At 35.3% G+C, this 22,797-nt stretch carries 17 protein-coding genes; 8 read left to right on the top strand and 9 right to left on the bottom strand.

What is annotated here, in order from left to right; translation table 11 throughout:
* Window positions 1-92: 92 nt before the first annotated feature.
* Window positions 93-1,532, top strand: a complete 1,440-nt coding sequence (locus FN795_RS15125; protein WP_142451375.1) for a nucleoside recognition domain-containing protein — start codon at window positions 93-95, stop codon at window positions 1,530-1,532.
* Between the two features lie 412 nt (window positions 1,533-1,944).
* Window positions 1,945-3,549, top strand: a complete 1,605-nt coding sequence (locus FN795_RS15120; RefSeq protein WP_142451374.1) for a fumarate hydratase — start codon at window positions 1,945-1,947, stop codon at window positions 3,547-3,549.
* Between the two features lie 93 nt (window positions 3,550-3,642).
* Here the strand turns inward: FN795_RS15120 and FN795_RS15115 are convergent, their stop codons facing one another.
* Both FN795_RS15115 and dinB read right to left on the bottom strand, forming a co-directional pair.
* The gene (locus FN795_RS15115) at window positions 3,643-4,143 is read right to left on the bottom strand and encodes a PAS domain-containing protein (RefSeq protein ID WP_142451373.1); all 501 of its coding nucleotides are present in this window, start codon (window positions 4,141-4,143) and stop codon (window positions 3,643-3,645) included.
* A gap of 97 nt (window positions 4,144-4,240) precedes the next feature.
* A complete protein-coding gene (gene dinB / locus FN795_RS15110; RefSeq protein WP_142451372.1) occupies window positions 4,241-5,323 on the bottom strand; it encodes a DNA polymerase IV in 1,083 nt (360 codons plus the stop codon).
* Window positions 5,324-5,462: 139 nt separating this feature from the next.
* Between dinB and FN795_RS15105 the strand changes: the two genes are divergently transcribed.
* Together FN795_RS15105 and FN795_RS15100 are read left to right on the top strand one after the other, a co-directional pair.
* Complete coding sequence (locus FN795_RS15105) at window positions 5,463-6,197, top strand: metallophosphoesterase family protein (RefSeq protein WP_142451371.1); 735 nt, start codon at window positions 5,463-5,465, stop codon at window positions 6,195-6,197.
* A 47-nt stretch (window positions 6,198-6,244) separates the two neighbouring features.
* The gene (locus FN795_RS15100; protein WP_035652704.1) at window positions 6,245-6,775 is read left to right on the top strand and encodes a DUF6646 family protein; all 531 of its coding nucleotides are present in this window, start codon (window positions 6,245-6,247) and stop codon (window positions 6,773-6,775) included.
* Between the two features lie 130 nt (window positions 6,776-6,905).
* Here FN795_RS15100 and FN795_RS15095 read toward each other — a convergent pair whose 3' ends face one another.
* From FN795_RS15095 to FN795_RS15075, 5 genes are all read right to left on the bottom strand, one after another.
* Window positions 6,906-7,562, bottom strand: a complete 657-nt coding sequence (locus FN795_RS15095; protein ID WP_142451370.1) for a 3-oxoacid CoA-transferase subunit B — start codon at window positions 7,560-7,562, stop codon at window positions 6,906-6,908.
* A gap of 81 nt (window positions 7,563-7,643) precedes the next feature.
* Window positions 7,644-8,345, bottom strand: a complete 702-nt coding sequence (locus tag FN795_RS15090; protein ID WP_142451369.1) for a CoA transferase subunit A — start codon at window positions 8,343-8,345, stop codon at window positions 7,644-7,646.
* 166 nt (window positions 8,346-8,511) lie between these two features.
* Window positions 8,512-10,818 carry a penicillin-binding protein 1A gene (locus FN795_RS15085; RefSeq protein WP_142451368.1) on the bottom strand — a complete coding sequence of 769 codons (2,307 nt, stop codon included), beginning with the start codon at window positions 10,816-10,818 and terminating at the stop codon, window positions 8,512-8,514.
* Between the two features lie 8 nt (window positions 10,819-10,826).
* Window positions 10,827-11,306, bottom strand: coding sequence for a gliding motility lipoprotein GldH (locus FN795_RS15080; protein WP_142451367.1), 480 nt, complete (start codon window positions 11,304-11,306; stop codon window positions 10,827-10,829).
* Entirely contained in the window at window positions 11,290-12,645 is a 1,356-nt protein-coding gene (locus tag FN795_RS15075; protein WP_142451366.1) for a PSP1 domain-containing protein, read from the bottom strand. Before FN795_RS15075 ends, FN795_RS15080 begins: the two co-directional genes overlap by 17 nt.
* 225 nt (window positions 12,646-12,870) lie before the next feature.
* Between FN795_RS15075 and FN795_RS15070 the strand changes: the two genes are divergently transcribed.
* Complete coding sequence (locus FN795_RS15070) at window positions 12,871-14,307, top strand: hypothetical protein (protein WP_142451365.1); 1,437 nt, start codon at window positions 12,871-12,873, stop codon at window positions 14,305-14,307.
* A 59-nt stretch (window positions 14,308-14,366) separates the two neighbouring features.
* Here FN795_RS15070 and trhO read toward each other — a convergent pair whose 3' ends face one another.
* Both trhO and FN795_RS15060 read right to left on the bottom strand, forming a co-directional pair.
* Window positions 14,367-15,725, bottom strand: a complete 1,359-nt coding sequence (trhO, locus tag FN795_RS15065; protein WP_142451364.1) for an oxygen-dependent tRNA uridine(34) hydroxylase TrhO — start codon at window positions 15,723-15,725, stop codon at window positions 14,367-14,369.
* Between the two features lie 108 nt (window positions 15,726-15,833).
* Window positions 15,834-16,793 carry a polyphosphate kinase 2 family protein gene (locus FN795_RS15060; protein WP_142451363.1) on the bottom strand — a complete coding sequence of 320 codons (960 nt, stop codon included), beginning with the start codon at window positions 16,791-16,793 and terminating at the stop codon, window positions 15,834-15,836.
* Window positions 16,794-17,041: 248 nt separating this feature from the next.
* On the opposite strand from FN795_RS15060, the gene FN795_RS15055 reads away from it, so the two are divergent.
* From FN795_RS15055 to FN795_RS15045, 3 genes are read left to right on the top strand one after another with little or no spacing between them, the layout of a single operon-like run.
* A complete protein-coding gene (locus tag FN795_RS15055) occupies window positions 17,042-18,187 on the top strand; it encodes an efflux RND transporter periplasmic adaptor subunit (protein WP_142451362.1) in 1,146 nt (381 codons plus the stop codon).
* A gap of 20 nt (window positions 18,188-18,207) precedes the next feature.
* Complete coding sequence (locus FN795_RS15050) at window positions 18,208-21,381, top strand: efflux RND transporter permease subunit (RefSeq protein WP_142451361.1); 3,174 nt, start codon at window positions 18,208-18,210, stop codon at window positions 21,379-21,381.
* Window positions 21,374-22,741 (top strand): efflux transporter outer membrane subunit, encoded by a 1,368-nt coding sequence (locus FN795_RS15045; RefSeq protein WP_142451360.1) that lies wholly within the window; start codon window positions 21,374-21,376, stop codon window positions 22,739-22,741. The genes FN795_RS15050 and FN795_RS15045 overlap by 8 nt, the downstream gene beginning before the upstream one ends.
* The last annotated feature ends 56 nt before the right edge of the window (window positions 22,742-22,797 follow it).

Below are 22,797 nucleotides of genomic sequence, written 5' to 3'. Positions count from 1 at the left end.
AATTGTTCTTTTTAGCGATTACTTCCCGTTTCGATACTTAAATCTTTATGCTTATTATTGCTAAATAATTACATTTACAAAAAATTACAATTATGGTATTAAGCAGATTTTGGTTAGCGATTTTTATTTCTTCTATTCTCTTTATTGTAGTCAGTTTATTCACTGCCAATACTTACACTATTGATTCTGTATTGAATGGAAAAAAAGACGACCCAATTTTAGTTTCTGAAAAATACATCGAAGAACTTCCTGCTTTCATCAAAGACAGTATTTCAAAAGCGAAAGATCAAACCATGATTATCAATCGTGATACGCTAAATGCCGACACGACTTACGTTTACAAAAACAAAACCGTAAAAATTTACAGTGGTCTTCAAAAATCTGATGGTTTATTGCCGACTTGCAAAAGCACTTTGGTTGATTTAATTCTTCCTTTAATTGCTTATTTAGCCTTTTTCTGCGGATTAATGGAACTTTTAATTATTTCCGGAGCATCAGGAAAATTAGCTAAAACTTTAAGCCCTGTTTTTGTAAAAGTGTTTCCAAGTATTCCTAAAAATCACCCGTCGATTTCCTATATGACATTAAACTTTGCTGCCAATTTCTTGGGATTAGATTCGGCCGCAACACCATTTGGATTAAAAGCAATGGAAAGTTTACAGGAAATAAACCCAGAAAAAGATAAAGCCAGCGATGCGCAAATCATGTTCATGTGTCTACATGCATCTGGTTTGACTTTGATTGCTACTTCAATTATTGGATATCGCGCTGCTGCAAACGCAACAAATCCAGCCGATGTAATTCTTCCATGCGTTATTACTTCATTTATTGGTACAATTGCAGCTTTTCTTATTGTTGGAATCAAACAAAAAATCAATTTCAAAAGTGCTTCACTTGTAATTGGTTTGATTACTATGATTGCTGCAATTGTAGGTTTACTGATGTATGTGAATCATTTGGATTTAATTGGAAAAAACTACTTTACTTCTAACCTTTCAGGTTTAATTTTACTTACAATTGTTCTTTTTACTTTGATTTTCTCTTTCACGCACGAGAAAAAATTCAAAGAAGCTGACACTACTGTTTTCGACACTTTTGTAGTTGGAGCAAACAACGGAGTTAAAACAGGAGTTACGATTTTCCCTTATGTTTTGGGAATGTTGGTTGCAATTTCATTATTCAGAAACAGCGGATTATTCGAAATCATCAGTGACGGAATCGGATTTGTATTTTCAAATTTAGGCGTAAGCAAAGAAATCACAAATGCGTTACCAGTTGCGATGCTGCGTCCATTTAGTTCAGCAGGATCACGTGGATTCTTAATTGATTCGATGAATACTTTTGGTGCCGATTCTTTAACAGCGCGATTGAGCAGTATTTTCCAGTGTAGTGCAGAAAGTACGTTTTATGTGATTGCGGTTTATTTTGGCTCTGTGAATATTAAAAATACGCGTTACGCTTTGGGAACGATGCTTTTGGTCGATTTGATTTGTGTGATTACGGCAATTTTTGTGGCGACTTGGTTTTTTTAAAATACAGAAAAAACCATGTCGGAAGTTTTTATTTCAGCAAGCACGTTTTTCATTTTGAGTTTTGTTTTTCATTATTTCCAGAAAATTTGTGAACGTGATTATATCAAAGCCAAAGAAAACTTTGAGCTTTTGATCAAAAATAAACAACACTCTGAATGGGAATATAACATCAAAAAATACCAAATGGATACTAATAAAACACGAAAGTGGTGTGCTTTTATTTTTAAATATCTCTGTTTTGTCTTTTCAATTTTAATTTTCATAACTCTAATAATAAAATAATTTCTTCATCGAAAGCCTTATTTTAAAATGAGTTTTATTGACTTACATTACACTTCTTAAAGTTTCTAAAACAGCCTTATTCAAATTCTTTCTTAGGTAAATAATTTCTAACTTTGTAAAAAACAAAACAATGATTGATTTTATATACCAAGATCCTTATCCAATTTTAAAGGATGAGACACAATACCGCAAAATCACCTCTGATTTTGTAAAAGTTGAAAAATTTGGAGAACGTGAGGTTTTAACAGTAGATCCAAAAGGTTTAGAATTATTGGCTGAAGAAGCTTTAACAGATGTTTCGTTCATGCTTAGAACGACACATTTACAAAAATTAAGAAACATTCTTGACGATCCAGAAGCTACAGACAACGATCGTTTTGTGGCGTACAATTTACTGCAAAATGCTTCTGTTGCTGCCGAAGGTCAATTACCAAGCTGTCAGGATACCGGAACGGCAATTGTAATGGCGAAAAAAGGTGAAAGTATTTTCACTGGTGTTGATGATGCAGAATGGTTAAGCAAAGGAATTTTCAATACGTACCAAAAACGTAACTTACGTTATTCTCAAATCGTTCCGATTTCGATGTTTGAAGAAAAGAACTCCGGTTCAAATCTTCCGGCTCAAATTGATATTTATGCTAAAAAGGGAGCTTCATACGAGTTCTTGTTTATGGCAAAAGGTGGAGGATCTGCAAATAAGACTTATTTATACCAACAAACAAAATCATTATTGAATGATAAATCTTTGGATGCATTTATTCGTGCAAAAATCAAAGATTTAGGAACTTCGGCTTGTCCTCCTTATCACTTGGCTTTGGTTATTGGTGGAACTTCTGCGGAAGCGAACCTAAGCGCCGTTAAAAAAGCATCTGCAGGATATTATGATCATTTGCCAACTTCAGGAAACATGGCCGGTCAGGCATTTCGTGATTTAGAATGGGAAGAACGTGTTCAGAAAATCTGCCAGGAAAGTGAGATTGGCGCTCAGTTTGGTGGAAAATATTTTACACATGATGTTCGTGTAATCCGCTTGCCTCGTCATGCGGCTTCTTGTCCGGTTGGATTAGGTGTTTCTTGTTCTGCGGATAGAAACATTAAAGGAAAAATTACAAAAGACGGAATCTTCGTTGAGCAATTGGAGGTAAATCCGAAACAATTTTTACCGGAAACAGCGCCACATTTAGAAGCGCCGGTTGAAATTGATTTAGATCAGCCAATGGCCGATATTTTGGCGAAATTATCTCAATATCCTATCAAAACACGTTTGAAACTAAACGGAACTGTGATTGTTGCCCGAGATATTGCACACGCAAAAATCAAAGAATTATTAGACGCCGGAAAACCAATGCCGGAATACTTTAAAAATCACCCGGTTTATTACGCTGGTCCGGCAAAAACTCCGGAAGGAATGGCTTCAGGAAGTTTTGGTCCAACAACGGCTGGACGTATGGACGTTTATGTTGATGAATTCCAGAAAAATGGTGGAAGTATGGTGATGTTGGCAAAAGGAAATCGTACCAAACAAGTTACGGATGCCTGCAACAAATATGGCGGATTCTATTTGGGTTCAATTGGAGGTCCTGCTGCGATTTTGGCTCAAGACAATATTTTAAAAGTTGAAGTTGTTGATTTTGAAGAATTAGGAATGGAAGCTGTTCGTAAAATTACTGTGAAAGATTTCCCTGCTTTTATCATTACTGATGATAAAGGAAATGATTTCTTTGAAAATTTATAGTCTAAGATACTGAGATTCTAAGTTTCTAAGAACAAAAAACCGTCCTAGTGGACGGTTTTTCATTTTATAACTTGCGCTCTTTGTGTTTAAAAATTAAGCACTAAATGCATTTTTCTCAAATGCTATAAAATGAGAAACTTCTCCTTTCGAATTATAAACAGGAAAACCGTTGATGTGACAACTGTATACTTTTCCGTTTTTTTTGTAGTTTTCAATTGTCTTCTCAAACGAAGTTTTTAACTGAATTGCTTCTCTGATTTCTTGCAAAGCATGTGGACACGTATCCGGGCCTTGAAACATTTTGGGTGTGTTTCCTAAAATTTCCGCTTCGGTATAACCCGTCATTCTTTTAATTTTACTGGAGGCAAAAACGATTTTTAAATTCAAATCGGTTATTACAATTACTTCATTTTTAATTCGTTCTTCTATTTTAAGTTCTCTTTCGTTCCATGCATATTGAGATGAAATCGTATGCAACCTTTTCAGATCGGCAGTCATGGCTTTCAATTCATTTATATATTCATAGTGAAAATCCCAAGCCAAGATTGGAACCGAATAACGATAAGATGCTTCTTCAGGGTTAGCGTTTTTCATATTGGAGCGATTTAAAATAGATGACTTTTCTCTCAAAGATAAGACGAAAACTTGAATTTTCTTTACGGAAAACCGTAATTTCAAAGATTATAACAAATCAAAAAGAAAATTTCAATTGCACAACAACTGCTTTCTTTTCCTCTGTATTTAAGTTACTTAGCGAAATCCCGAGCAATCTTACAGAATCTTTCATTCGCTCTTGATACAACAATTCTTCCACAATTTCTAAAATCAGACTTTTATCTGAAATAAAATAAGGAAGTGTTTTGCTTCGGGTTTGTTGTGTAAAATCACTGTATTTTATTTTAAGAGTAACTGTTTTACCTGAAATTTTGTGCTTTTTCAACCGTTTTTCTAATGAAGCTGCAATTCTATCGAGCTGTTCGAGCATAAAAATTTCAGAAGATAAATTGACATCAAAAGTATGTTCGGCTGCGACCGATTTTGTTATGCGATGCGCTTTTACTTCGCTATTATGAATTCCGCGAACCACTTTATAATAAAAAGCGCCAGATTTCCCGAAATGTTTTTCCAGAAATTCTATTGTTTTGCTTTTTAAATCGGCTCCGGTAAAAATCCCAAGTTGATACATTTTTTCGGTGGTTACTTTTCCAACGCCATAAAATTTCCGAATTGGCAATTCTTCCAAAAAAGCTAAAATCTCATCTGGATTTACCGTTTTTTGTCCGTTAGGTTTATTCACATCACTGGCAATTTTAGCAACAAATTTGTTTACTGAAATTCCGGCAGATGCCGTAAGTCCAACTTCATTAAGAATTCGCAGTCTGATTTCCTGAGCAAGCAAACTCGCACTTGGATTTCCTTTTTTATTTTGCGTTACATCAAGGTAAGCCTCGTCAAGCGAAAGCGGCTCAACCAGATCAGTATATTCATGAAAAATTTTATGGATTTTGGAAGAAATCTCTTTGTAGCGGTCAAATCTCGGACGAACAAAAATTATTTCAGGACAATATTTCTTGGCCAAAACTCCGCTGATAGCACTCCGAACACCAAATTTCCTGGCTTCGTAACTTGCAGCCGAAACCACTCCTCGATTCTCAGAACCACCAACTGCCACAGGTTTTCCTCGCAAAGCAGGATTATCCATCTGCTCGACAGAAGCATAAAAAGCATCCATGTCAATATGAATAATTTTTCGATATGTTGGCACTTCTGACATATTGCAAATTTAAAAAGTAAAGCAATAAAAAGTCACGGCAAATAGTTATAAATAATACCAATCTTTAAAGAATAAAAAATCATTGAGTTGAAACCAATTATTCTTTCTATTTTTGTTCTTCTACTCGAAAATTTAAATAATGCGAACATTTGTTATAGGCGACATACACGGAGGATTACGCGCACTTGAGCAAGTGTTGAATAAAGCCAAAGTTACTACCGAAGATACTCTTATTTTTCTAGGTGATTATGTAGACGGCTGGAGTCAGTCTGCTGACGTCATCGATTTTTTAATTGACCTTAAAAGCAAACAAAAATGCATTTGCATCAGAGGAAATCATGATCAGCTGGCACTAGACTGGCTCGAAAACAGACATGAAGATTTTGATGAAGAAATGTGGTACAAACATGGCGGAAAAGCTACTGTTGAAGGATATTCTAAACTTTCTGAAGAAAAAAAGAAAACTCATATTGCTTTTTTAGAATCTCTGAAAGACTATTATCTCGATGATGAAAACCGTCTATTTGTTCACGCCGGATTCACCAATTTAAATGGTGTGGTCTGGGAATATTTTCCGAAATTATTTTATTGGGACAGAACACTTTGGGAATCGGCACTGGCTTTGAACCCAGCTTTAAAACCCGATGATTTATATTATCCAAAACGTTTTACGGTTTATAAAGAAATTTACATTGGACACACTCCTGTTACGCGAATTGGAGAAACGGTTCCTGTAAACAAAGCTTGTGTTTGGAATGTTGATACAGGCGCTGCTTTCAAAGGGCCTTTGACGATTATGAATGTGGATACAAAGGAGTTCTGGCAAAGTGAACCGTTAAATGAATTATATCCTGACGAAAAAGGTAGGAATTAAAATATTAAATATACATTTGCACCGCAAAATAATTAATATTTAATTTTATGAAAAAAGTTATTACACTCTTGTTTTTAGTATCATTCGGATTTGTTAATGCTCAGAAAGCTTTTACAGGCAAAGGAGATATCAGAGTAAATGTTGGTGCTAACCTACAAGATGGTGGTTCTGGAATTCAAGGTTCTGTTGATTTTGGTTTAGGAGAAAATTTCTCTTTTGGTTTTGTGTCAAATTATTTACTTGGTGTAAACAATTTTAACGGAATTTATGGCGATCACCCAACCCCATACAATGATTACAAACCAGAATTCAAAGATCGTTTTGATGCAAAAGCAAGAATTAATGCTAACTTAAGCAGCGTTATTGGAGTAGAGCAATTAGATGTCTACCCAGGTTTAAGTTTAGGTTTGAAAAATTTTGGAGGTCACATCGGAGGTCGTTATTTCTTTACTGATGGATTTGGTGTTTTCACAGAAATTGGTTTTCCAATTGCAAAATACAGCAGTGATAATGATGTATTTGATCACTTAAATAATCAAGCTACTTTCAGTTTAGGAGCTTCATTTAATTTAAATTAAATTTTTAGTAGCTAAGATAACTAAGCCCCTAAGTTTAAAAATATAAAACCGCCCAAATAGGCGGTTTTTCTTTTTTACTTTTCTTCAAAATCACTTTGTTACTTTGAATCTTTGCAACTTTGTACCTTATTTAAAAAATCATTTCAGGAATTTCACCTTCAATAATCAAATTAGCTTCCGTTGAAGCGATGATATGCTCGACAGAAACGCCTGGTGCTCTTTCTAAGAGCTTAAATCCATTTTTAGTCACTTCGAGAACTGCAAGCTCAGTTACGACCTTTTTAACGCATCCTACGCCTGTTAATGGCAAAGTACATTTTTTTAAGATTTTAGATTCGCCTGCTTTGTTCACATGCATCATGGCAACGATGATATTTTCAGCAGAAGCTACTAAATCCATTGCGCCTCCCATTCCTTTTACCATTTTTCCCGGAATTTTCCAATTGGCAATATCGCCGTTTTCAGAAACTTCCATTGCGCCCAGAATCGTTAAATCGACTTTTTGGCTACGAATCATTCCGAAACTAAAAGCCGAATCAAAAAAACTTGCTCCCGGCAAAGTCGTAATGGTTTGTTTTCCTGCATTAATAATATCGGCATCTTCTTCACCTGCAAAAGGAAATGGCCCCATTCCGAGAACACCATTTTCACTTTGAAATTCTACCGCAATATCTTCTCTAACATAATTCGCAACCAATGTCGGAATTCCTATTCCAAGGTTTACAAAATATCTGTCTTTAACTTCTTTTGCAATTCGTTTTGCTATATCTTCTTTACTAAGTGCCATATTTATAATGTGTCAATTAGAGAATTTGATAATTAGATAATTCAAAAAACAATTATCTAATTGTCGCATTATCTCAATTATCTAATTCTTAACTCTAACAGTTCTTTGCTCGATTCTCTTCTCGAATTTTTCTCCTTGAAAAATACGTTGTACCATAATTCCTGGAATGTGAATTTGATTTGGATCCAAAGTCCCGACAGGAACCAGTTCTTCAACCTCAGCGATTGTTATTTTTCCTGCACCGGCCATACATGCATTGAAGTTTCTGGCAGTTCCTTTAAAAATAAGATTCCCGGCTTCATCGCCTTTCCATGCTTTTACAATTGCAAAATCGGCTTTGAAGGCTTCTTCCATAATATGCATTTTGCCATTGAATTCACGTGCTTCTTTTCCCTCGGCAACTTCTGTTCCGTAACCTGCCGGAGTAAAAAAAGCAGGAATTCCGGCCTGAGCTGCGCGACATCTTTCTGCTAAAGTTCCTTGAGGTGTAAGTTCGACTTCTAGTTCTCCTGAAAGCATCTGACGTTCAAACTCCGCATTTTCGCCAACATAAGAGGAAATCATTTTCTTGATTTGTTTCTTTTGCAAAAGCAATCCTAAACCAAAATCATCAACTCCTGCATTATTCGAAATACAAGTTAAATCTGAAATTGTGGTGTTAACTAATGCGGCAATAGTATTTTCAGGAATACCACATAAACCAAAACCGCCAAACATTATTGTCATATTGCTTTCAATTCCTTGAATTGCCTCATGAACATTATTTACTTTTTTTGTTATCATAACAAAGTGTCTTTATTACTATATATTTTTGATAAAAATAAGATTTTTAGATTAAATTATATCGATTTCGTAAAAAATAAAATATCCCATAAAAAAATATCCTTTTGTCTTCTTCTAAGTTTAGAAGATTTCAAAAGGATAAATTTATTTTAAAACTGAATTGAATTTACAACTCAAATTCATCTGTATTTTGATCTGTCTGTGTAGTGTCTTTTACTACTGCAGGTCTTTGATAACAATCCACTTTTATCGAAAGGTTAGCCGGACGCTCAAATTCAGATTTTGAGACCTGAAGTGCTTCATCGGCGTAGCATTTTTTCATAAAATAAGCCCAAACCGGCAATGCTGCTGTAGCACCTTGCCCGTAAGTCAAACTTTTGAAACGAGCTGAACGGTCTTCACAACCAACCCAAACACCAGTTACTAAATTCGGAACCATTCCCATAAACCAACCATCTGACTGATTTTGCGTTGTTCCGGTTTTACCCGCAATTGGATTTTTGAACATATAAGGATATCCTGTCCAACGGTTATCTCCGCTTCCACCACCCTGAGTACGTAAACGTGCTCCAGAACCAGTTTCAGTAACACCTTCTAATAATTTAATTACTGCAAAAGCAATATCTTTATTTAAAACATCATGAGATTCCGGAATTGGCTCATAAATAACCTCGCCGCTTTTATTCTCAATTCTGCTTAAAAATTGTGGTTTTACATAAACTCCCTGATTTGCAAATGTACTATATGCAGCAACCATATCTTCAACTGTAATATCAACCGCTCCAAGAGCAATTGAAGGCTGAACCGGGATTTCAGTTTTAACTCCTAATTTTTTTGTCAATTCAACAACAGCTTCAGGACCTGTTCTATCAATTAATTTAGCTGAAACCGTATTAATAGAATTCGCCAAACCTTGTTTCAACGTTACCATTCCACGATATCTGTTATCAGAGTTTCTTGGTTCCCAGTCTTCTGTTACGTGATGACGTCCTTTATGAATCATAAAAGGGCCATCAAGAATAGAATCACAAGGAGACATATTCAATTGTTCAATAGCAGTTGCATAAACGAATGGTTTAAAAGTAGAACCAACTTGTCTTGCGCCCTGACCAACGTGATCGTATTGAAAATATTTGTAATTGATACCACCAACCCAAGCTTTGATATTTCCTGTTTGAGGCTCCATTGCCATCAAACCAGACTGTAAAAAGTGTTTATAATAACGAATAGAATCTAATGGTGTCATGATGGTATCACGCTCTCCTTTCCAAGTAAAGATTCTCATTTGCGTTTTTACTTTGAATGATGCTATAATATCATCTTCGCTTTTATCCATATCTTTCATGATAGCCCAGCGCGAAGAATTTTTCATTGCCTGCATCATGATTCTATCTGTTTCAGCCTGAGTGATATTTACGAAAGGCGCATTTTTATTGGTTTTCATTTCAATAAAAAATTGCTGTTGAAGGTTTTTCATGTGTTCAGAAACTGCTTCTTCCGCATAAAGCTGCATTCTTGAATCGATAGTGGTATAAATTTTCAAACCATCTTTGTAGATATCATAATCAGAGCCATCTGGTTTTTTATTTTCTGCTACCCATTTTTTCATGTAATCACGAAGGTATTCTCTGAAATAAGTAGCCGTTCCTTCACGGTGACTTTCAAGCTTGAACTTCAATGTAATTGGCAAAGCCTGTAATCTCAATTTTTCTGCAGTAGAAATCATCTTTGCTTTTTCCATCTGCGAAAGCACGACATTACGACGATTTTTTACGCCTTGCGGATTACGAACTGGATTGTATAATCCAGAGTTTTTGAACATTCCGACTAAAATAGCCGATTCATCCATTGTTAAATCTTTTGGATCTTTAGAGAAATAAGTCTGCGCCGCCGAACTTACTCCAACAGAATAATTTCCGAAATCGTAGACATTGCAATACATGGCCAGAATTTCGTTTTTGGTATATTGTCTTTCCAGACGAATCGCAATAATCCATTCTTTTATTTTCTGAACAATTCTGAAAGGCAAAAATTTAGAACCTTCACCGTGAAATAATTGTTTTGCAAGCTGTTGTGTTAAAGTACTCGCACCACCATTTGTTCCTAAGGTAAAAATGGCTCTTAGAGTTCCACGTCCGTCAATTCCTGAGTGTTCGTAAAAACGTGCGTCTTCAGTTGCGACCAAGGCTTCGACCAAACTTTTTGGCAAATCTGAATATTTCAGCTGTGATCTATTGGTTTTGAAATATTTACCAATTACGACTCCGTCAGAAGAAATAATTTCAGTAGCTAAATTTGAATCCGGATTTTCCAAATCTTCAAAAGATGGCATTGAACCGAATAATCCCCAAGAGGCAAATAAAAAGAAGGCTAAAATACCTAGCAAAGTATAAGCAAAAACCCGCCAGAACTTCTTTTTATAGTAATTAATATCTTTAACGCTATTTGATTGATTGTTTTTCTTAGCTGCCATAATTATTTCTAATCTTTTTGTTCTATTCTAAAACCTACGTCTGTAATACCTTCTAAAGCTTCAACACCAGGAATTTTGCCTGATTCTCTAACAGCTTGTTTAATATGAACTTTATATTTTCCTTTAAACTTCACATCTTCTTTATAAAACAACTTGCTTTCTTTTATGTCTGTAAAACCGTTTCCTAACAAGGTTCCATCTGGATTTGCCATTTGATATTCTAACGTATCTACTTTTGTAAAACCACTTGGCGTTTCAATAGCAACAATCAAAAACAAATTATTGAAAGGATAATTGTTGTTATCTCTCAAATTTACAAATAAGTTGTATTTTTTGGTAGAATCTAAAACTGGCAAATCAAAAGTAACAACGCTGTCTTTGTGCCAAGCACTCCCAACGGATTTGTACTCATCAAACACTCTTTTCTTATCACAAGAGAAGAGTAGTATTGCAACCAAAAGAAGAATTCCGCTATTTTTTATTCTCATTTTTAGTAATAATTATTGGTTTTCTAGGCTCAGCAGGCTTATTTTCATTCTGTTTATTTTCGTTTTGCTTGTTTTTATTAGAATGATTTTGCTTGTTGTGAGGCTTGTTCGATTTATTCGGATTTCCTCCGCCTTGCTTATTATTGTTGTTATTATTTCCTTGCTGTGGTTTATTACTTGGCGCTGCTGCAACTACTGCATTTTCAGCATTTGGTTTGCGTTTGCGATTTGGTTTTTTCTTTCTTTTTGGTTGGTCAAAACGAGTTAAACTTTCCTGACCCATTGCATTATTAAAGTCTTTTTCAGGTTCTGAAGTTACTTCAATTGCAAAATCTTCTAACGAAGAAACTTTGTTTTTCTGTTTATTCTCAGCAATAATTTCTTTTACCTGATCAATTTTTAAAACATGCCAGTTTGCAAAATTGTTGGTATAAGCGAACCACATTAATCCTTTAAAAATATCTTGTTTTTGGCAAACAGCATCTCCTTTTTCGGTTACTAATTTAGTATCATAATCCGGAAAATCTTTTAAGGCATCCATGTAAGTATCTAACTCATAGTTAAGACAACATTTAAGTTTACCACATTGTCCAGCCAATTTCTGAGGATTTAGAGATAACTGCTGATAACGTGCAGCAGATGTATTTACACTTCTAAAATCAGTTAACCAAGTTGAGCAGCAAAGTTCACGTCCACAAGAACCTACTCCACCTAAACGCGCTGCTTCCTGACGGAAACCAACTTGTTTCATTTCTACTCTGGTACTGAATTCTTTCGCAAAATCCTTGATCAGCATTCTAAAGTCGACACGATCATTTGCTGTGTAATAAAACGTTGCTTTTGATCCATCTCCTTGAAATTCAATATCAGAAATTTTCATTTCTAATTTATGCTGAATTGCCAATTCACGTGCACGAACTTTCATTGGTTCTTCACGATCACGCGCTACTGACCAAATATCGATATCTTTTTGAGATGCTTTTCTGTAAATTTTTGGAACTTCATTACTTTCATGATTTACTCCTTTTTTCTTCATTTGAATTTTTACCAATTCACCTGTAAGAGTAACAATTCCAATATCATGTCCTGGTGAAGCAACAGTTGCTACAATGTCACCAATACTTAAAGTTAGTTTCTCAGAATTTCTAAAAAATTCTTTGCGTCCGTTTTTGAAACGAACCTCAACACAATCAAAAATTGCCTCTCCATTAGACGGACTCATGTTTGAAAGCCAGTCAAAAACAGTCAATTTATTGCAGCTATCGGTGCCGCAAGTCCCATTATTTTTACAACCCTTTGGTGCGCCACCATCTGAGGTTGAACAACTTGTACATGCCATAATTATATATGTAGTGTTGCAAAAGCAACTTAAGTTCATAAACGTTTAATCGGTAAAGATAGTATTTTTTTTATTCTGCTATATATCGATTAAAACTAATGGTTTGTTAAATAAAAAAAGAAATTTTCTGTCTTTAAATAATTCTGAAAGAGAACTAAAATTTGTTAAGTTTACTAGTACAAAAAAACATTTTAAACCAACCCAAAAACAAACCTTAACCACTAAATGAATACTGAAATTTTATTAGACAAACCAGAAGAAAGAACAAACTACTTTTATAATTTTAATTTTTCAAAGTTTAAAACGATTCTTTATCCTCTAGCGATCGTTGCCTTTCTTTTTATTATCAAGCAATTTATTATTAATAATTTTCACATTCCAGGAATGCCAGGAATGATGGGCTTACTTGGTGCGTTTGATTCCTTTAATTCAGCGAAAGAACTACCTATTTGGGCAGAAATCATAAACAGATTTATTGATATATTAATTCTCGTAATTATGCTTTGTTGGGAAGCTGTTTATGAAAAAAAGTACGACAAAATTAAATTTATTCTCTTAATCTGCTTGCCATCAATAGTTTTGAATACACTACACTTTTATACAAATCTTGGTAAATCAGAAACTTCAGAGTCCATTTTATCTATTTTTTTCATTATAAATTTTTTCCCTACCTATGCATTATACGGTGCATTGAGAGGAAAAATACTTTATGGAAAAAAATTAAGTTTAATAGGTTATTTCATTGGACTAATTTGTATAGTAAGTATCAGCACAATCTATCAAAAAATTGGATCATCGATACTCGTTAACGATTTCTATATTTCTATTTATTCTTACGGAAGCGCACTTGTAAAAGTTTTTTCCCCGCTTTCTTTTTTCTATTTCCTATTTCTGTCAGATGCGGGATTCTCTTTTAAGAATTTTATAAAAATGCCCTCTGTTTCTTTATTATCAAACAAAAGTTTTACGATACATTTTACAATCCTTTTTACTTCTTTACTCGCTCTTCATTTGAATTTCACAGAAAACTTTTCTGAACATTGGTTTGGAGACTTAAATTCTAGGCTTTCAATTATTGTATATAGTATATTTGAGTTTTTAAGCATTATTTTACAAATTGCATTTGTATATTTATTATTCTCTCAACTACTGCTATTACAATTGACCGCATTGAGAAGAAGACCTTTATGGATTTATTTGTTTAGTTTCATTCCTGTAATTAATTTAATTCCTCTTGTTTTCTTTTTCCGAAAAAGCATTCCCTTGACCAATACTGAATATTTTGAAATGGAAGATAATGAACAACGAAACAGATCTTTGCTTCAGTTCTTTATTTTATTTTTAGCAAGCGTATATGGAATATATAAATTTATTGGACTGGGATTGAGTCGCGAAAACTTAATTTACCTGATCTTAACCTTTATCTCCCTTTATATTTTAATATTATATATTAGAATTGGTGTTTGGATTGCTTTTACACTTTTAAGCATAGCAACGATATTCTTTTTATTCCAAGATATGCCAACTAGTTTGTATTATACTTGCGTATTGTTTTATGGCGGTATCGGCTTATACAATCTCCATATTGCTTTATTTTGGAAAGCCAAAGAATGGGATGAAATCGATGAAAATATTGTAACTCAAAACACTGAAGAAGTCTAAAAATAAAAAGAGCCGCAAATTGCGGCTCTTTTTTATATGTTCAATTATGTATGATAGAACTATTCCAAAATCTTATATACTTTATCTGACAATCTAATTCTGAATGGAACTTCAAAAGTAACCTTATCACCAATCTTAGCAGATTGAGTTTCTGCACCATCAACAATAATTTTATTCAAAATCAACTCTTGCTCTCCTGTTGTTGGGCCAGAAATAAGGATTTTATCACCGCTGTTTAATTCGTGATTTTCTATTGTGAATTGTCCAACTTGCGCTTTTACATAATAATGTTCTGCTTTTCCAAGAAGTACTTTCTTAACTTTTATTTTCTGACGGATGTCAGCTGGCTTTTGTGCTGTAGCCAAAGCAGTTTCTGGCAATTCACCTGAATGTTTGAATTTTAGATTTTCAGATTTCCCTTTTCTGAATACTTTATTTCCAACTTGTTTTCCAGTTCTCAAACGAACCTGGTCAACCAAAGGCATGTGGATTATCTCTAAACATTCTGTAGAACAGCAGTTTTCCATTGCGGCTTTACATTCATCACATTGAATAAACAATAAATGACATCCATCATTTTCACAGTTGGTGTGATTATCGCAAGGTTTTCCACATTGGTGGCATTGTGAAACAATATCATCTGTGATTCTTTCGCCTAGACGATTATCAAATACAAAGTTTTTACCAATGAATTTACTTTCTAAACCTTCTTCTTTTAATTGTTTAGCATAGTTGATGATTCCACCTTCTAATTGATAAACATTTTTGAAACCTTGGTGTTTAAAATAAGCACTTGCTTTCTCACAACGAATTCCTCCGGTACAATACATTACCAGATTTTTATCTTCTTTATGGTTTTGAAGCTGTTCGTTGATGATTGGTAAACTCTCTCTGAAAGTTTCAACATCTGGCGTAATCGCGTTTTTAAAATGTCCAACTTCACTTTCGTAATGATTTCTAAAATCAACTACAATTGTGTTTGGATCATCTAAAATTTCGTTGAATTCTTTGGCTTTCAAGTGAACGCCAATATTTGTTACATCAAAAGTTTCGTCGTTCAAACCGTCGGCAACGATTTTGTGACGTACTTTAATAGTTAGCTTTAAAAAGGAATGATCATCATGTTCTACAGCTTCATTTAAACGAATGCCTTTCATGAAATCATAAACTTCAAGAGTTGCTCTAAAAGCTTCCAAATTTTCTTCAGGAATACTCATTTGAGCATTTATTCCTTCGTTGGCAACATAAATTCGGCCTAATGCATCAAGGGCATTCCAGGCTACAAATAAATCATCGCGAAATTTTTTAGGATCTTCAATTTTGGCATACGCATAGAAAGACAACGTTAGTCGTTGTTGTCCTGCATCATCGATCATGATGGCTCTTTCTTCTGCGCTCAAAGTGTTATACAGTTGCATGCTATAAACAGTTTTAAGTTAAGAATATTTTTCTGAGCGGCAAAAGTACGGAAAAAGGTTCATAGTTCCAAAGACACAAAGCGACAAAGGTTTGACATAATAAGACATTTATTTTTCATCAAGTAATGCTTGCTTGACTGCATTTAATTCCGCTATTTTTTCGGCACTTACTTTAGGATATTCCAAATCCATCTCATCTAATGCATGAATTATAGCTGAAGCAATAGCAATTCGGGCATAATATTTATTGTCGGCTGGAATTACGTACCACGGTGATTTTTTGGTTGATGTATTTTTGATCAATTCTTCGTAAGCGAACATATAATCATTCCAATAGCCTCTTTCCTTAGCATCGGCGGCGCTGAATTTCCAGTTTTTATCTGGATTGTCTACGCGTTCAATGAATCTCTTTTTTTGTTCTTCTTTCGAAAGATTTAAAAAAAACTTGATTACAACTGTCCCGTTTCTGTTTAGGTATTTTTCAAAATTTCGAATGTCTTGAAAACGCTGATCCCAAATATCTTCGGTAATCAACTTTTCAGGGATTTTTTGCCCCTTTAAAATTTGTTCATGAACACGAACTACTAAAACTTCTTCATAATATGAGCGATTAAAAATTCCGATTCGTCCTCTTTCCGGCAAATGTTTTTGGCAACGCCAAAGATAATCATGATCTAATTCTTCCGAGCTCGGGCCTTTAAAAGAAGAAACCTGACAGCCCTGCGGATTTATACCCGACATTACGTGTTTAATAGCACCGTCTTTTCCGGCGGCATCCATTGCCTGAAAAATAATCAAAACCGACCATTTATCCTGAGCATAAAGAATGTCCTGCATAGCAGCCAGCGCTTTTACTCCCATTTGCAAAGTTTCTTTAATCGCTGATTTTGATTCATTACCAAAATAAGAAGTGGGTTTGTCTTTTAACGTAAAATCTTTATCATCTCCAACACAATATTCCTCTGAAAACTTCTTGGCTCTATGCAGCAATTCTTTTTTACTTAATGATTTTAGATTGTCTGAAACTAAGTTCAATTTATTCGATTTTATTTTATCTTTTTTTGACATAACGGTGGCTATTTTAAATTGAAACGAATAGTATCTAAATTTTATTCTTACAAAAAACGTGTTTTGACGATGTTTTTGGTTATTTAGTCGATTTTATTAACACTTGAATATCAATTCAATATAAATTTAATAAAAAATCAAAATGAAAATAATATTTCAAATCTTAATTAAAAAAATGTTAACTTAGCTAAGGAATTATTTGGTTTTTAGTTAGTTGAGTTTTAATAAAATTTAATAAAAAATTAAAAATGAACAAAATCTACCCTCCAGCAATTTTCTTACTTTTTTTATTGTTATCCTGCAAAAAAGAAGCCCCACCACAACCCAAGCCACTTGAAATTTCAGTTACAACCGTTTTACAGCAAGATGTTAAAATAGAATCTGAGTATACTGGACAAACTTTTGGTCAATCCGATATTCAAATTAACCCTCGCGTTGATGGCCTTATCGAAAGTATAAATTTTAAAGAAGGTAGTTTTGTTTCCAAAGGACAATTACTCTATACCATTGATCCTTTGCCATATAGAGCCAAACTTAATGAAGCAGAAGGAGGCGCGGCAGAATCTCAAGCACGCTTATCAAAAACAAAATCAGATTTGGACATGATTACGCCATTGGCAAAAATGAATGCGGTCAGCCAGAGAGAATTAGTTTCGGCCAAATCTGCCTATACTGCTTCGATTGCTCAGATCAAAGCATCGGACGCATCCGTACAAAATGCAAAAATTGAATTAGGCTATTGCCGAATCGTTGCTCCTATTTCCGGATTAATCGGAATCTCGAAAGTGAGAGTTGGCGATTATGTACGTCCGGGTCCGGCTTCAATTTTAAATACCATTTCTGACTTAGGCGATGTGAGGGTTCGTTTCACGATGAGTGAGCAGGAATTTTTGCGTCTTTACAGAGAATTCAACAAACCAAATTCGACTTTAAAAGGTTCAGGAGCATCTGTTACTTTAAAATTGTCGGATGGTTCAATTTATCCGCAAACAGGAAGAGTAAGTTTTACCGACAGACAAATAGATCCTGCAACTGGCGCCATCACATTTGAAGCCGCATTCCCTAATCCAGATAAATTACTTCGTCCGGGGCAATATGCAAAAATTGCATTGCTTACAGACATTCGTAAAGATGCCATTGTAATTCCGCAGCGCGCCGTTATTGAAGTGCAAGGAATTTATCAGGTTTATGTTTTAGGAAATGACAACAAAGTGCAAATGCAAATTGTTAAACCTGGTCCCGCAGTTCAAAATGGATATATCATCGAAGAAGGCTTAAAACCCGGCGACAAGATAGCTATGGGAGGTACTTCATTACTGAAAAATGGAAGCGTTATTACACCAAAAGTCACACAATGGCAATTAGGTGATACAGAAACTACAGTTACTAAATAATAATCTAGATACATAGTATTATGGGAGAATTTTTCGTTCGAAGACCAATCGTTGCTATTGTAATCAGTATTATTATTGTGATACTTGGATTACTGGCTTTACAAAAAACGCCTATTTCGCAATATCCGGATATTAATCCTCCTGTTGTAAAAATTACTACATCTTTTACAGGAGCAAATGCCCTGAATGTTGAGCAGGCAGTCGCAACGCCAATTGAGCAAAAAGTAAATGGTGTTGAAAACATGTTGTACATGAAATCCATCAACACTTCTGATGGCGCCTGTACCATTGAAGTAACTTTTGATGTGGGAACCAATTTGGATAATGCCAATATGCTTACGCAGAATAGACAAAACCAATCGGCTCCTTTTATGCCTTCTAGTGTTAAACAACAGGGAGTTGTGGTAAAGAAATCTTTGTCTTTCCCGATGATGTTGTTTACTGTTACCTCAACCAATCCAAAATATGATGCGAAGTTTTTAAACAACTACGCGAGCATTAATATTGTAGATCAATTGGCTCGTATCAAAGGAGTTGGAGAAGTTACACTTTTTGGAGGAAGTGATTATTCGATGAGAATTTGGCTTAAAGCCGATATGATGAGCAAACTCGGCATCACAGTCGAAGATGTAAAAAATGCACTGAATGCTCAAAACATGATTAGCCCGGGAGGAAAATTTGGCGCTGAGCCAGCTCCTGCCAATACCGAATTCACATACGGTGTTACACTTCAAGACCGATTAGTTACTGAAAAAGAATTTGGAAACATCGTAGTTCGAAGCAAAGAAGACGGAGCACAAGTTCTAATGGGTGACATTGCCCGAATTGAATTAGGAACAGAAAATTACAGCTCAACCGCCCGAAGAAACAGTTCACCAAGTGCTGTTGTTGCGGTGTATCAAATGCCTGGAAGTAACGCACTTGATGTAGCTGAAACTGCAAAAAGCACCATGAAACTTCTATCTGAAAAGTTTCCAAAAGATATTGAATATCAGGAATCTTTAGATACCACTTTAGCCATTACCGCCGGAGTTGATGACATTGTTCACACACTTTTTGAAGCTATTATATTGGTAATTTTAGTAGTATTCATTTTTCTTCAAAACTGGCGCGCTACTTTAATTCCGCTGATTACTGTTCCTGTTTCTCTTATTGGAACTATTGCTGTTTTCCCATTATTAGGATTTTCCATCAATACATTATCACTACTCGGATTAGTACTCGCAATTGGTATTGTGGTCGATGATGCAATTGTGGTTGTGGAAGCCGTAATTCATCATATCGAACATGGCAAAAGTCCGAAAGATGCTACCGTTCAGGCAATGCGAGAAGTTTCGGGTCCTGTAATTGCGATTGCCTTAATTTTATGTGCCGTGTTTATTCCGGTTGCGATGACACCGGGAATTACCGGACGATTTTATCAGCAATTTGCCATAACGATTGCCGTCTCGGTCGCGTTCTCGGCATTTAGTGCGTTATCATTAAGTCCCGCGCTCTGCGCGATGTTATTAAAACCAACCAAACCGATTGAAGAACAAACTGGCTGGCTAGCGAAGTTTTTTGCCGGATTCAACAGAATCTTCGAAAAAGTCACTGGAAAATATATCAGCGGAGCAACTTTTTTTGCTAAAAAAGCAATGCGAATTATCCTTTTACTTGTAGTCATTCTAGTTGCAACTGCTTTTTTAGGAAAGAAAATTCCATTAGGATTTATTCCTGAAGAAGATCAGGGCTATGTTTTAGTCAATATTGCATTACCGCCTGCATCATCATTACAACGTACAGATGAAATATCTAAAAAAGTCGATAGTTTCCTAAAAGAAGAAAAATCCATTTTATCTTATACAACAATCAATGGATTTAGTATGCTTACGAACTCCTATCAGCCGAACAATGCGTTTATTTTCATCTCATTAAAACCTTGGGAAGACAGAGAAGAAACAGCCAAACAATTTGTGGACAGATTTAACATGAAACTTGCCACCCAAATTACAACAGCAACCTGTTTTTCATTTGGTCCGCCGGCAATTCAGGGTTTAGGTGCATCAGCCGGTTTTAGTTTAATGCTTCAAGACAGAGGTGGAAATACGCCACAATACTTAGCCGAACAAACCCAGGCTTTTATCGCTGCCGCACAACAACGCCCAGAAATAAAACGAATTTATACTACTTTTAATGCAGGAACTCCACAGATTAAATTAGATATTGACAATGACAAAGCCATGAAATTAGGAATTCCTGTTTCTAAAGTTACCGAAGCTTTGGGAGCCTTTTTAGGAGGAAGTTATGTAAACGACTTCAACCGATTTGGCCGTCAATACAAAGTTTATCTTCAGGGTGAAGCCGCTGATCGTGTTCGACCAGAAGACCTAAATTTAATTTACGTCAAAAACAATGCTGGCGATATGTTGCCAATATCAACGCTTGTTACAGCAACGAAAGTTACAGGTCCCGATTTTACCAATCGCTTAAATTTATTCCGATCGGCAGAAATTGGAGGAAGTCCAAATGACGGTTATAGTAGTGCGCAAGCTTTGACAGCGCTCGAAGAAGTCGCCAAACAAACTTTGCCGGCAGATATGAGTTTCGATTACATCAACTTGTCTTATCAGGAAAAACATTCGCCGGGAGGAGGTTCGGTTTTTATAATGGCACTGGTCTTTGTATTCTTAATTCTTGCCGCTCAATATGAAAGCTGGAAACTGCCTTTCAGTGTATTGCTTGGAGCTCCTTTTGCCGTTTTTGGTGCCTTTTTAGGATTGATGCTCGCAAGATTTGGAAGCGATGCTTACGTGAATAACGTTTTTGCCCAGATTGGACTCGTATTATTAATTGGATTAGTGGCCAAAAATGCCATTCTGATTGTAGAGTTTGCCAAAGAAGAATACGAAAAAGGAAAACCACTTTACGAATCGGCGATGGTTGCGGCAAAACTGCGTTTCAGGCCAATTTTAATGACAGCATTTGCATTCATTCTCGGAGTAGTTCCTTTATTAACTGCTACTGGCGCGGGTTCGCAAGCCCGTATCGTAATGGGAATGGCAGTGTTTAGCGGTATGTTAATCGCCACAGTTTTGGGTGTATTAATTGTACCTGGTCTATTTGTTATGATTGAAAACATCGGAAAAAAGAAAGATGCGACAATCGTGACCGAAGGAAATAATGTGGAATCAAATACTTCTGACCATGATTAAGAGACACAAAATAATCGTTGTTATATTTATCCTGATACTATTTCCTTTTGGATGTATGGTTGGTCCAAAATATAGCAAACCAGAACAACAAAAAACAGATTCGTATAAAAACGAAAGAAACTTAGATAGTCTCGCGAATGTTACCAATTTAAAATGGTTTGATCTTTTTAATGATGACGTTTTAAAAGATCTAATTAAAAAAGGATTGGAAAACAATTACGATCTAAAAATCGCCGTTTCCAGAATTGATCAGCTTCGTGCCCAATTAGGCTATGCTAAAGCCGATTTATTTCCAAGTTTTCAATACGGAGCAACGATAAACAGCAACGATAAAAACTTTACGCCCTCAACGGCCGGAGCAAGTATGTCGTGGGAACTTGATTTTTGGGGGAAATATCGCCATGAAAATAATGCTGTACAAGCCGAACTCTTAGCTACTGAAGAAGCTCGTAAAGTTGTACTTTCAGACATTGTCAGCAATATTGCATATGCTTACTTTCAAATGCGAAATCTTGATGAACAACTGGAAATTACCAAATCAACGCTTGAAACAAGAGAGAAATACTATGAAATTATAAACCAAAGATTTAAAAACGGTTATATCTCTGAAGTTGACAAAGTACAAATCGAACAACAAGTTGCCATTGCAGAAGCTGCAATTCCAAACATCCAAAGACAAATAACGTATCAGGAAAATACAATTGCGTTGCTCACTGGCCAGCTTCCAACTGAAATCCCAAGAGGGAAAAGCAATACCGAACTTCGAATTGTTAGTGAAATTCCACTTTCACTTCCATCGGCATTATTAGAAAACAGGCCCGATGTAAAAGCTGCCGAATTACGATACAAAGCAGCAAATGAAAGAATTGGTGTAGCTCAGGCAATGCGTTTTCCATCTTTGAATTTGGCTGCCATCGCCGGATTTGCAAGTGCTGATTTAAGCAATTTATTTCTGGGAAGTTCGTATTTGCAAAATGCATCGGCAGGAATTGCAGGTCCGATATTCGCCTTTGGAAAAAACAAAAGAAGAGTCGAAATCAACAGACAACAAGCCGAACAATTTAAATTCATTTATCAAAAAACCTATATCGGCGCTGTTTCTGAAGTAGAACAATCCATACAAAACATCAAAACCTATAAAGAAGAATGGAAAGCACGCGACAGACAAGTTAAAGCTGCCTTAATAAACTTTAATCTTTCCCGAGAAAGATATGACAGTGGCTACGTTTCGTACTTAGAGGTTTTAGATGTGGAAACCAACTTATTCAATGCACAATTAAGTCTTTCACAATTATCTGAAAGACAATTAAGTTCAATGGTTGAGTTATACAAAGCACTTGGCGGAGGATGGAATCTCTAAAGTTTCTAAGTTGCTGAGATTCTAAGGCGCTAAGTTTTTCAAACACTTTATAAAAA

Origin of the sequence: Flavobacterium resistens, assembly GCF_900182645.1 — a bacterium.
Taxonomy (GTDB): domain Bacteria; phylum Bacteroidota; class Bacteroidia; order Flavobacteriales; family Flavobacteriaceae; genus Flavobacterium; species Flavobacterium resistens.
This window is presented reverse-complemented; position numbering and strand designations above follow the sequence as displayed.